We start from the raw sequence: 12,290 nt of genomic DNA, 5'->3' as shown, positions 1-12,290 counted from the left end.
GGCTTTTATGCATTACAATCTTAAAACCTGTATACAGATAATTTTACAAAAAATTATAAAAAAGCAATATCTGCGAAGTCTGTTATTATTCGCATCTTTGTAAACGCTATGTACCAATAGGGTTATGTTCAAAAAAATCGTTTTATTTCTCTTTTTATGTATTGTTGCTTTTTGGGGTCAAGCTCAAGATGCCCAGTTATCGCCTTTATCTAAAATTAGCTTATTAACAGTGGGCACGGGTGAAGATTTAGCCGCTAAATTTGGACATAGTGCCATTCGTTTACAAGATCCTACTTTGGGTATAGATGAAGTATATGGTTACGGCACCTATGATTTTGAGGATCCAAATTTCTACTTAAATTTCACTCGCGGTAAATTATCCTATACCATTTCACGAATACCGTTTAAGTATTTTAAATACAGCTATCAACAAGAAAAACGTTGGGTTAAGGAGCAAGTATTAGATGTTGACCTTGAACAACGAAACGCTATTGTATCCTTCTTGGAACATAACTTGCTACCACAAAACAAAAAATACAAATATGACTTTTTGTTTGACAACTGTGCCACCAGAATACCAATGGTGTTTGAAAAAACTTTGGGCAACACATTTAAATTCGATTACAATCATCTAAAAGAACAACTAACATTTAGGGAGCTGATACGTTTAAAATTGAACCCTAATTCGTGGTCAAATTTTGGTATTGACCTAGCTTTAGGTTCTGTAATTGACAGAGCAGCGACACCTTACGAGCATTTGTTTCTTCCCATATATGTGTATGAGCAAATGAAGCATACTACCTTAAACGGTAAACCTATAGTTAAAAAAGAATCAATACTACTAGACATACCAGAGCAAGAAGATAAATCGCTATTCATTGCAACCCCTTTATTTTGGCTTTGCGTTCTTTTGGTAATCGTAGGTTATTTTACGTACCGTGATTATAAAAACCTACGCCGAAATAGATGGTTAGACTTTACATTATTTACAATCACAGGTTTAGCGGGCGTACTTTTACTGTTCCTTTGGTTTGCTACAGACCACTTAGCTACCAAAGCAAATTTTAATTCACTTTGGGCATTTGCTCCTAACCTTTTTATCTCATTTATTCTCTTAAGGAAAACAGTTCCCAAGTGGGTACTTACCTACTCCGTTTTCTTGACAATACTTTTAGGTATTACCAGTATTTTATGGTTATTTAAAATTCAGGTATTCTCTATACTATTAATAATAGTTTTATTGACATTGGCAATTCGCTATCTATATTTGATCTATTATTTTAAGACCAAGCAATTACGCAAAAAATAAAATTCAGTTACCCTTATATGAATCTACTTACCGTTGAAAATATTTCAAAATCCTATGGCGAATTGGTGCTTTTTGACAATCTCTCATTTGGGATCAACAAAGACCAAAAAATAGCCCTAATCGCTAAAAACGGTACAGGAAAAACATCTATACTTAATATTCTTTCAGGAGCGGACACTCCAGATAGTGGTCAAGTGAACTATCGTAAATCTACCCGTGTATCTTTTCTTGCTCAGGAACCCAATATGGACCCGAACTTGACCATTGAGGAAACCATTTTTGCTTCTGACAACGAAGTGCTTGAAGTCATTAAAAATTATGAAAAGGCGCTTCAAAACCCAGAAGATGCAGATGCATACCAAAAAGCATTTGAAGCAATGGACCGTTTTGAAGCTTGGGATTTTGAAACTCAGTATAAGCAGATTCTATCAAAACTGAAGTTAGATGACCTAAGTGCCAAGGTCGATAAATTATCGGGTGGACAAAAAAAACGATTGGCTTTGGCCAACGCCTTGATCAACAAGCCAGATCTTTTGGTTTTGGATGAACCTACCAACCACCTAGATCTAGAAATGATCGAGTGGCTAGAAGAGTTTTTTGCCAAAGAAAACATGACTTTGTTCATGGTAACACACGACCGGTACTTTTTAGAACGTGTTTGCAATGAAATCATAGAGCTCGAAAATGGAAAGTTATATCCCTACAAAGGAAACTATTCCTATTACTTAGAGAAAAAAGAGGCCCGTATAGAGCAAGAAGCGGTAGAGCATCACAAAACAGAACTCCTTTTTAAAAAGGAACTTGCATGGATGCGTAGACAACCTAAAGCACGTACAACAAAATCGAAATCCAGAATAGATGATTTTGCTGTAATTAAAGATAAAGCAAGTCAAAGAAGAAAAGACCATCAAATTCAATTAGAACTGAACATGGAGCGTATGGGAAGTAAAATTCTTGAGCTTCATAAGATTTCTAAATCTTTTCCTAACAAACCTATTTTAGATAAGTTTGAATATGTTTTCCAAAAGGGAGAGCGTATTGGTATTATAGGTAAAAATGGTACTGGCAAATCTACCTTTTTAAATATTCTAAGTGGGCGCGATCAACCAGACAGCGGTAAAGTAGTAGTAGGTGACACTATAAAGTTTGGTTACTACACCCAAAAAGGGATAAAAATAAAAGAAGGCCAAAAGGTTATAGACGTCATTCGTGAATTTGGTGACTACATACCTTTAATGAAGGGAAAACAAATTTCTGCGCAGCAGTTATTGGAACGCTTTCTGTTCGACAGGAAAAAGCAATATGATTTTGTAGATAAACTAAGTGGTGGAGAACGTAAGCGCTTGTACTTATGTACCATATTGATACAAAACCCTAATTTTCTAATTTTAGATGAGCCAACCAACGATTTGGATATTGTTACCTTGAACGTACTGGAAAGTTTCTTAATGGATTTTCAAGGCTGTTTAATGGTAGTATCGCACGATCGTTACTTTATGGATAAGATCGTAGATCATTTATTTGTATTTAGGGGCGATGCTGTCATAGAGGATTTCCCTGGCAACTATTCTGACTATCGTGCATACGAAGACAGTCAAATACAAGAAAAAAGAGAGCAGAAAGAATCACAGCCTACCAATAAGACCAATTGGAAAGAAGCCGATACAGGTACAAAAATCTCATATGCTGAACAGCAAGAATTTAAAAAGCTAGAAAGAGAGATTCAGAAATTGGAAAAATCTAAAGTAGCGCTTCAAGAAAAATTCACCGATGGATCATTGAGTGGTGATGACATTAAGAACTTATCTATTGAGTTGAACGACATTACCGATGCCATAGACAGAAAGACCGAAAGATGGTTTGAGCTTTCTGCACTAATGGAAGGCTAACCTTTGTTTTAGCAATAAAACTCACATTTATTTTATTGATAAAAATAATAGACGAATGGTTTTTACCATTCGTCTATAGTTAAATGTCGCCCGACTATGAGCGGCAAAATATGTTTGTGCTTGCCTGTACTTTAGCAGTGTAAAACAAATATTATGAAATCAATTATTCTTTTAACCGCTCTTTTTTTCACATGTTTCTTCGCTCAGGCTCAAGCTAACAATGAAAATGTTTCTTTGGAAATTGAAACTATACAAGTAGAGATGGTTCAAACAATTGAAATCAATGATATTACCGTACCAACTATTGTAACTGAAAACACGATTGAAGTTGCAAGATTATACAAGAACAAAAATAACAGAGTAATCAAGGCTTTGAAATTTACTACTAAATTGAATAGAGCTAAACTTTCTTAATACATCATTAATTTTCCTTTTCGCCCCGATCTTATACCTACCCCATTTCTTACCATAACCTACTTTCAACACATATTATTCTTACCGTATAAATTATAAGTTGCATCACTATTCTTACTTTTGGCAAAATTGAAAAAGTAATACGTGTACCGCTTAATTTCTTATTTAAAGTTTCTTTGTTCTGCTACCAATCAGCATGGTGTGCATTCTCCATTTGTATATAATTATGTCACCAAATGTCTGTACAAGAAAACTAAAATCAAACTTCCTATAACACTAAAAGTATTAGTTAAAAGTCTTCACTATTTTGATTATAGAACTATTCATTTATTGAATACCAGTAAATCATCCAAAGAAAAAATAATTACGAATTGTCCAAATATATCTATTGTTGATAGCAATGCAGCTGTTGTCTTTGGCGATATAACCGATATAAATAAGCCCAATTTTAAAGTGAATGACCTTTCCAATGATACCATGCTACTTTTAGACGGAATTCATAAAAACCCACAAAATTTAAAAAAGTGGAAACAACTCAAAGAAATGGAGCATGTTCGCGTTACACTAGACCTCTTTTATTGTGGCATTGTTTTCTTTAGAAAGGAACAAGTAAAGGAACATTTTAAAATACGGATTTAAACAAGTAATTTTAAACTAAAGTAAATTTCAATGCAAAGTAATACCATATATATAGTTTTAGGAGTTGTATTTGCTATTTATATAGCCATACGTATAACTAACAAAGGCAAATCTAGCGCCCGTAAGTCAAGAAAATTTATGGGAGATTATGAGCGTAAAACCAAAAAAGAAGAATAGCTAACTAATCTTAAACCCTTTGCTTAATCTTAGCTTACAAATTAACTCATCTATACCCTAATTCCATAAACTACAAAATGAAAGTATATACTAAAACAGGTGATGACGGTACTACGGGTCTTTTTGGTGGCACTCGTGTACCAAAGCACCACATTAGAATTGACAGTTATGGTACGGTAGATGAACTAAACTCATGGCTTGGACTCATTAGAGATCAACAAATAGATGAAGTTCACCAGCAGCAGCTAATAGTCATACAAGAACATTTATTCACCGTAGGTGCCATTTTGGCCACAGATCCAGAAAAAGAATTGCTTAAAAACGGCGAAGAAAGATTAAAAATCACCAAAGTTGGGCACACTGAAATCAATTATTTAGAACAAGCTATTGATGAAATGGATGGGCAACTTCCACAAATGACACATTTTATTCTTCCTGGTGGCCATACAACAGTGTCATACTGTCATATAGCAAGAACCGTTTGTAGAAGAGCTGAAAGAATAGCTACATTATTATTTCAAACAGAACCATTTGATATCAATGTGCTATCATTTTTAAATAGACTTTCTGATTATCTATTTGTATTGGCACGAAAATTGTCATATAATCTACAAGCGAATGAAATAAAATGGATCCCAAATAAAAAGGACTAATAATTCCGTAATTTATTCGTTATCAATAAACAAATGCGAAAAAAATATTGCGATTACTTGAAATTTACACGTAATTTCTTTGCTGTCTCAATTTAAAAATTACTTTTGCAAAAAATTAAAATCAAACAATTACTATGTATTGGACATTAGAATTAGCATCTTATTTAAGTGATGCACCTTGGCCGGCAAGTAAAGATGAGTTAATAGATTACTCCATCAGAACTGGAGCCCCATTAGAAGTCGTAGAAAATTTACAGTCTATGGAAGAAGAAGGTGGCGAGATATACGAATCTATAGAAGAAATTTGGCCGGACTATCCTACGGAAGAAGACTACCTCTGGAACGAGGACGAATATTAATATTCGATATCATAATTACTACTAAAAAGTCTCCTTGGAGGCTTTTTTTTTATGTAATTTTGACATGTTTTTAGGTAAATCCGTTCAAAAATCAAGACTGGAATACCTTTTGTTCTTTTATAGGGTCGAAAATATTTATCGGCTCTAAAACATTTTGAAATATATTCTTGCTTAATAACAAGTAAGAAAGTTTCAATTCTAATAGTTTAAAATATATGAGTTTCATTAATTCCATCCTAAAGGCTTTTGTAGGTGATAAATCACAGAAAGACGTAAAAGAATTACAGCCTTTAGTAGATAAGATAAAATCATTTGAATCGCAGCTTGAAAATCTTAGTCATGATGAGCTAAGGCAAAAAACCATAGAGTTCAAAAGGGCCATACAAGATGCCATCAAAGAAAAGACGGATCAAATCAGCACTTTAGAGGAAGAGGTTAAAAACTCTACCGATATCGATAAAAATGAAGATATCTATACTGAAATAGATAAGTTAAAAGAAGAAGCTTACACTATTTCAGAAGAAACACTCAATAAAATATTACCAGAAGCCTTTGCCGTGGTTAAAGAGACCGCAAAGCGTTTTGCAAATAACGAAACTTTAAAGGTAACCGCTTCTGAATATGACAGAACCCTGTCAGGCTCCAAAGATTATGTTACTCTTGATGGCACAGATGCTATTTGGAAAAATTCTTGGGATGCCGCCGGAAAAGAGGTAACCTGGGACATGGTTCATTATGATGTTCAATTAATTGGTGGTATTGCCATGCACCAAGGAAAAATTGCAGAAATGCAAACAGGTGAAGGTAAAACCTTGGTTGCCACACTACCTTTATATTTAAATGCATTAAGCGGTAACGGTGCCCACTTGGTTACCGTAAACGATTATTTGGCAAAAAGGGATAGTGCTTGGATGGCGCCCATATTTCAGTTTCACGGTTTATCGGTAGACTGTATTGATCACCACAGACCAAATTCAGATGGTAGACGTGCAGCTTATAATGCAGATATTACCTATGGTACCAATAATGAATTTGGATTTGATTACCTAAGGGATAACATGGCGCATACACCAAAAGATTTGGTACAGCGCCCACATAACTATGCCATTGTAGATGAGGTAGATTCAGTTTTGGTAGATGATGCACGTACACCACTTATTATATCTGGTCCCGTACCAGAAGGTGACCGTCATGAATTCAATGAGCTGAAACCAAAGGTAGATGAGATCGTAAGAAAACAACGTCAGCATTTAACCGGTGTTTTGGCAGAAGCTAAAAAGTTGATTGCCGAAGGTGATACCAAAGAGGGGGGCTTCCTTTTATTAAGGGTTTACCGTGGACTTCCAAAAAACAAGGCTTTAATAAAATTCTTAAGTGAAGAAGGAGTAAAACAATTACTTCAAAAAACCGAGAATTACTACATGCAAGATAACAACAGGGAAATGCCTGTTGTTGATGAAGATCTACTTTTTGTTATAGATGAAAAGAACAACCAGATAGAATTGACCGATAAAGGGGTTAATTACATTTCTGGCGAGCAGGATAAAGATTTCTTCGTAATGCCGGACATAGGTGCAGAAATAGCGAAGATTGAAAATCAAAATCTTGAAATTGAAAAAGAAGCCGAACTAAAAGAAGAGCTTTTTAAAGATTTCACCGTAAAAAGCGAGCGTATACATACCATGAGCCAATTATTAAAGGCATATACCCTATTTGAAAAAGATACGGAGTACGTGGTAATGGACAACAAGGTTATGATCGTAGATGAACAGACCGGTCGTATTATGGACGGTCGTAGATATTCGGACGGATTACACCAAGCAATTGAAGCCAAGGAAAATGTAAAGATTGAAGCACTAACACAAACCTTTGCTACCGTTACGTTACAGAACTATTTTAGAATGTACAGCAAATTATCTGGTATGACAGGTACCGCTGTAACAGAAGCTGGCGAATTCTGGGAAATCTATAAGTTGGATGTTATGGAAATACCAACAAACAGACCAATTGCCAGACAAGATAAAAATGATCTTATTTATAAGACCAAAAGAGAAAAATATAACGCTATTATAGAAGAAGTAACCAAAATTAGTAAAGCAGGTAGACCTGTCTTGATCGGTACAACTTCTGTAGAGATATCAGAATTATTATCTAAGTTATTGAGTGTACGCAAAGTACCGCACAACGTTCTGAACGCTAAACTTCATAAAAAAGAAGCTGATGTTGTCGCCGAAGCAGGTAATGCCGGTGTGGTAACCATAGCAACGAATATGGCTGGTCGTGGTACCGATATTAAATTGTCAGATGCGGTTAAGAAAGCCGGTGGTCTAGCAATTATTGGTACGGAAAGACATGATTCTCGTCGTGTAGATAGACAGTTACGTGGTAGATCTGGTCGTCAAGGAGATCCTGGTAGTTCTCAATTCTATGTTTCTTTAGAAGACAACCTAATGCGTTTGTTCGGATCGGACAGGGTTGCTAAAATGATGGATAAAATGGGCTTGGAAGATGGTGAAGTTATTCAGCATAGTATGATGACCAAGTCTATTGAAAGAGCTCAGAAAAAAGTTGAGGAAAATAACTTTGGTGTACGTAAACGTCTTTTGGAATATGATGATGTAATGAACGCCCAACGTGAAGTTGTCTATAAGAGACGCCGTCACGCCCTACAAGGAGAGCGATTAAAATTGGATATCGCCAATATGGTGTATGATACCTGTGAGGTGATCGTAGAGAGCAACAAGGCTGCCAACGACTATAAAAATTTAGAGTTTGAGCTGATCAAATATTTCTCTATGACAGCTCCTGTAGATGAAGTTGAATTTGGAAAATTATCTGCTCAGGAGATAACCGGAAAAATTTATAAAGCAGCATACGACCATTATAATGATAAGATGGAGCGTAATGCCGCTGCGGCTTTCCCTGTGATCAAAAAAGTTCATGAAGATAATGCCAATAATTTTGAGCGAATTGTAGTTCCATTTACAGACGGTATCAAAAGCTTAAATGTTGTCACCAATCTTCAAGATGCTTATGATAGTAACGGTAAGCAGTTGATCACAGATTTTGAAAAGAACATTTCACTGGCTATTATAGATGATTCATGGAAAACACACCTTCGTAAGATGGATGAGTTGAAACAATCTGTACAATTAGCCGTTCATGAGCAAAAAGATCCTTTATTGATCTATAAATTTGAAGCTTTTGAGCTTTTTAAATCTATGATCGAAAAAGTGAACAAAGAAGTGGTTTCTTTCCTTTTCAAAGGTGAATTACCTTCTGAAAATGCAAATGCTATACAAGAAGAAAGAAACATTAGAAAAAAAGAAAACCTGCAGACTACAAAAGAAGAAATACCGAATAGCGATGAGTTAGCGGCACGTAGTAGAGCAGTTAGTCAAAATCAAGGTCAACGCCCAGCAATTACCGAGACCATTACAAGAGAACAGCCAAAAATTGGCCGTAATGAGCGTGTTACCATCAAAAATGTAATGAGCGGGGAAAGTAAAACGGTAAAATTTAAGCAGGCAGAGCCACTTTTGCAAAATGGATCATGGGTTTTAACCCAAGATTAATTCAAATAGAAATCAATATCTAAAAAAGGCATCCCATTATGGATGCCTTTTTTAATACCCCGGTTTAACTCACTTAAAATAAACTACATATACCTCAATCAACTTTATAATTCATTTTTTGGATTCTAAAATGAAATCAGTCATTAACAGTTTATTTCATATTTTTAACCATTATTTAGATAAAAAAAATGCGTTATTCAGAATAATATTCGTCGTTTTAACTATACTAAACACGAAAATACTAGTATAATGATAAAAACATAATTAGATTTACATTACGTAATTCGTATGTTTTCTAGTACATAAATAATATCTATGCCCGGATTTACCATTGACAAAGAACGTCTACAGGATAAAACCAAACTATTTTTAAGGGTAAATTATACCACAAGCATTATCTCCTTTCTATTTGGGGTATTATGCTATTTCTTTTTAAATATTACCCAAATCATTCCTTTTGTATTTATTGGCTTTTCAATATTGAATAGTATCAATCTACTATATTTTAGGTCTCATAAGGTTATTCTACCTACATTCAATTTTTCATCCATAATCGGGTTAATTGCGGCAGTCGTCATCACCTTATATAGCGGCGGAATTTTTAGTCCGTTTATATTCATGATACCTCTAATAGCTTTTGGAGGTTTTATATACAGTACAAGATATGGTAGAATCTATCTTAATATCATCATTATACTCATTCTTCTGGTTTTTACACAGACCATACCAGAACTGAGCATTACCCATAATATGGTACCTGAAGCATCTAGACCCATATTTAGCTTGGTATCCATCTTATTTTCTGTTTTTATTTTAGGTAACACCTTGGGCAAAACTTTGCTAAAGACCTACAATACCATGTACAGTTCTAAAAAAGCATTGTATTTACAGGTACATGAAAAGGAAAATCTATTAAAAGAGGTACACCATAGAGTAAAGAATAATTTACAAACCGTTTCCAGTCTTTTAAGTTTGCAATCAAGAAACATAGAAACCGGACCTATGAAAGGGCTTTTAAAAGGAACACAGAATAGGGTCATAGCCATGGCCATGGTTCATGAAATGTTGTATATGCGTAATGACATTAGCCATATTGAGTATAAATCTTATGTTCAGGAATTGGGTGAATACCTTATAAGATCTATTAAAGGCAATGACAACCATGTAGATTTAAAAATAGATATTCCAGACATTAAATTAGGTATTGATACCGCCATACCACTAGGATTATTGATCAACGAAGCTTTGACCAATGCATTAAAGTATGGTATTGAAGGGGACAAAGAAGGTATTATCAGTATAAAGCTCCAACAAGATACTAACGAGAAAAATTGTTACATTCTAGAAATTGGTGACAACGGCATTGGTTTCCCGGAAACCATTAATTATAAGACTACAAAATCTTTAGGTTTAAAATTAATCCATAATCTTACCCGACAATTAAAGGGTACTATTACTAGGGATATGTCTAAAAAAGGAACCAACTACATTATTAAATTTCAAGAAATAAAGCAGCAATTATCTCCTGTTGCTTAATCTTATAGGGTATAAATATCAATTCCATTTTTTATTTGTAAAGTTGACATACGGTCACTGTTCTTTCTGCTGCTTTCTCTATATTTAAGGAAACTAACACAAACAGCCACCCTATGTTACGTAAACAACTGCTCCTAACGGCTATTTTCATATCCGTTTTGCTCACCATGCATGCACAATCTCTTGAGGGAGACGGACCGCACGATCAATTGATCATTAGAGGCGTAATGCTCATTAACGGTAACGGGGCACCACCACAAGGACCTATTGATATTGTTGTAGAGAACAACAGGATTACCAATGTAAAGGTCGTGGGTTACCCTGGTGTGGCAATTGATGACGCCAAAAGACCAAAATTAAAAGTAGGTGGTAAAGAATTAGATTGTACCGGCATGTATCTAATGCCTGGCTTTATTGACATGCATACCCATATTGGCGGCGATGCACAAGGTGCAGACCCAGACTATGTTTTTAAACTTTGGATGGCACATGGCGTCACTACCGTTCGTGAGGTTGCAGGTAGAGGAATAGATATTGCTTTAGATCTAAAACGTAAAAGTAAAAATAATGAGATCATTGCACCTCGTATTATATCCTATACTGCATTTGGACAGACCAGTAAAGCATTCAATCCTTTAAACGATGTGCCAATATCAACTCCGGCACAGGCACGTGAATGGGTACGGGCAAATGCAAAAAAAGGTGCAGACGGCATTAAGTTTTTTGGTGCAGAACCAGAAATTATGGCCGCTGCATTAGATGAAAATAGAAAATTAGGATTAGGTTCTGCCTGCCATCATGCACAAATGAGTGTAGCCCGTTGGAACGTTCTACATTCTGCAAAAGCAGGATTAACCTCAATGGAGCATTGGTATGGACTACCTGAGGCACTTTTTGATGATCGTACGGTACAAGATTTTCCGTTAGATTATAATTACCAAAATGAACAAGATCGCTTTGAAAATGCCGGTAAACTATGGGCACAAGCGGCAAAACCGTATTCAGAACATTGGAACAATGTAATGAACGAACTCTTGGAGCTTGATTTTACCATGGATCCTACTTTCAATATTTATGAAGCTAGCAGAGATTTGCAACGCGCAAGAAGAGCTGAATGGCACGAAGAATATACACTACCCTCTTTATGGGAATTTTATCAGCCTAGTAAAGTCTCACATGGCTCATATTGGCATGATTGGGGCACCGAGCAAGAAGTAGCTTGGAAAAATAACTATAAACTTTGGATGACCTTTATCAATGAATACAAGAATAGAGGTGGTAGAGTTACTACCGGTTCAGATTCCGGTTTCATCTTTCAACTTTATGGATTTGCCTATATAAGAGAATTAGAATTATTGCGTGAAGCAGGTTTTCACCCATTGGAAATTATAAAATCCGCTACCTTAAATGGTGCGGAAGCATTGGGTATGGATGACAAAATAGGTTCCGTTGCCATAGGTAAGTTGGCAGATTTTGTCATTGTTGAAGAAAATCCTCTTCAAAATTTTAAAGTTTTATACGGCACAGGAGCTGTAAAACTTACCGAAGATAACGAGGTGGTTCGTGTTGGTGGTGTAAAATATACTGTAAAAGATGGAATTGTGTACGATTCCAAAGCTCTACTCGCAGATGTAAAACGCCAAGTAGATGAGGCTAAAGCTAAAAGTAACTATACTATAAAGCAGCCCGGTATTAAAAATTAAGACTTACGCTTATTCACGGGAACCTTAATAGCACGT

The 12,290-nt window shown here is 35.4% G+C and carries 10 protein-coding genes; all 10 read left to right on the top strand.

Features of this window, described 5'->3' with window-relative positions; genetic code table 11:
* Positions 1–124: 124 nt before the first annotated feature.
* The 10 genes from B2Z27_RS08795 (at position 125) to B2Z27_RS08750 (ending at position 12,254) form a co-directional block, all read left to right on the top strand.
* Positions 125–1,309 (top strand): DUF4105 domain-containing protein, encoded by a 1,185-nt coding sequence (locus tag B2Z27_RS08795; protein ID WP_286813382.1) that lies wholly within the window; start codon positions 125–127, stop codon positions 1,307–1,309.
* Between the two features lie 17 nt (positions 1,310–1,326).
* Positions 1,327–3,198 (top strand): ABC-F family ATP-binding cassette domain-containing protein, encoded by a 1,872-nt coding sequence (locus B2Z27_RS08790; RefSeq protein ID WP_286813381.1) that lies wholly within the window; start codon positions 1,327–1,329, stop codon positions 3,196–3,198.
* A gap of 153 nt (positions 3,199–3,351) precedes the next feature.
* Entirely contained in the window at positions 3,352–3,612 is a 261-nt protein-coding gene (locus B2Z27_RS08785; RefSeq protein WP_286813380.1) for a hypothetical protein, read from the top strand.
* Between the two features lie 144 nt (positions 3,613–3,756).
* Positions 3,757–4,251 carry a hypothetical protein gene (locus B2Z27_RS08780; RefSeq protein ID WP_074672813.1) on the top strand — a complete coding sequence of 165 codons (495 nt, stop codon included), beginning with the start codon at positions 3,757–3,759 and terminating at the stop codon, positions 4,249–4,251.
* A gap of 30 nt (positions 4,252–4,281) precedes the next feature.
* Positions 4,282–4,428, top strand: a complete 147-nt coding sequence (locus B2Z27_RS08775) for a hypothetical protein (RefSeq protein ID WP_167342528.1) — start codon at positions 4,282–4,284, stop codon at positions 4,426–4,428.
* Positions 4,429–4,505: 77 nt separating this feature from the next.
* The gene (locus tag B2Z27_RS08770; protein ID WP_071341645.1) at positions 4,506–5,081 is read left to right on the top strand and encodes a cob(I)yrinic acid a,c-diamide adenosyltransferase; all 576 of its coding nucleotides are present in this window, start codon (positions 4,506–4,508) and stop codon (positions 5,079–5,081) included.
* Positions 5,082–5,215: 134 nt separating this feature from the next.
* Positions 5,216–5,440, top strand: coding sequence for a DUF2795 domain-containing protein (locus tag B2Z27_RS08765; RefSeq protein ID WP_027064442.1), 225 nt, complete (start codon positions 5,216–5,218; stop codon positions 5,438–5,440).
* A gap of 215 nt (positions 5,441–5,655) precedes the next feature.
* Positions 5,656–9,015: a preprotein translocase subunit SecA gene (gene secA / locus B2Z27_RS08760; RefSeq protein ID WP_286813379.1), complete on the top strand. Its 3,360-nt coding sequence runs from the start codon at positions 5,656–5,658 to the stop codon at positions 9,013–9,015.
* Between the two features lie 315 nt (positions 9,016–9,330).
* Positions 9,331–10,551, top strand: coding sequence for a sensor histidine kinase (locus tag B2Z27_RS08755; protein WP_286813378.1), 1,221 nt, complete (start codon positions 9,331–9,333; stop codon positions 10,549–10,551).
* A 167-nt stretch (positions 10,552–10,718) separates the two neighbouring features.
* Entirely contained in the window at positions 10,719–12,254 is a 1,536-nt protein-coding gene (locus B2Z27_RS08750; protein WP_286813441.1) for an amidohydrolase family protein, read from the top strand.
* The last annotated feature ends 36 nt before the right edge of the window (positions 12,255–12,290 follow it).

The organism is Maribacter sp. UBA3344 (genome assembly GCF_002362375.1).
GTDB lineage: Bacteria > Bacteroidota > Bacteroidia > Flavobacteriales > Flavobacteriaceae > Maribacter > Maribacter dokdonensis.
This window is presented reverse-complemented; position numbering and strand designations above follow the sequence as displayed.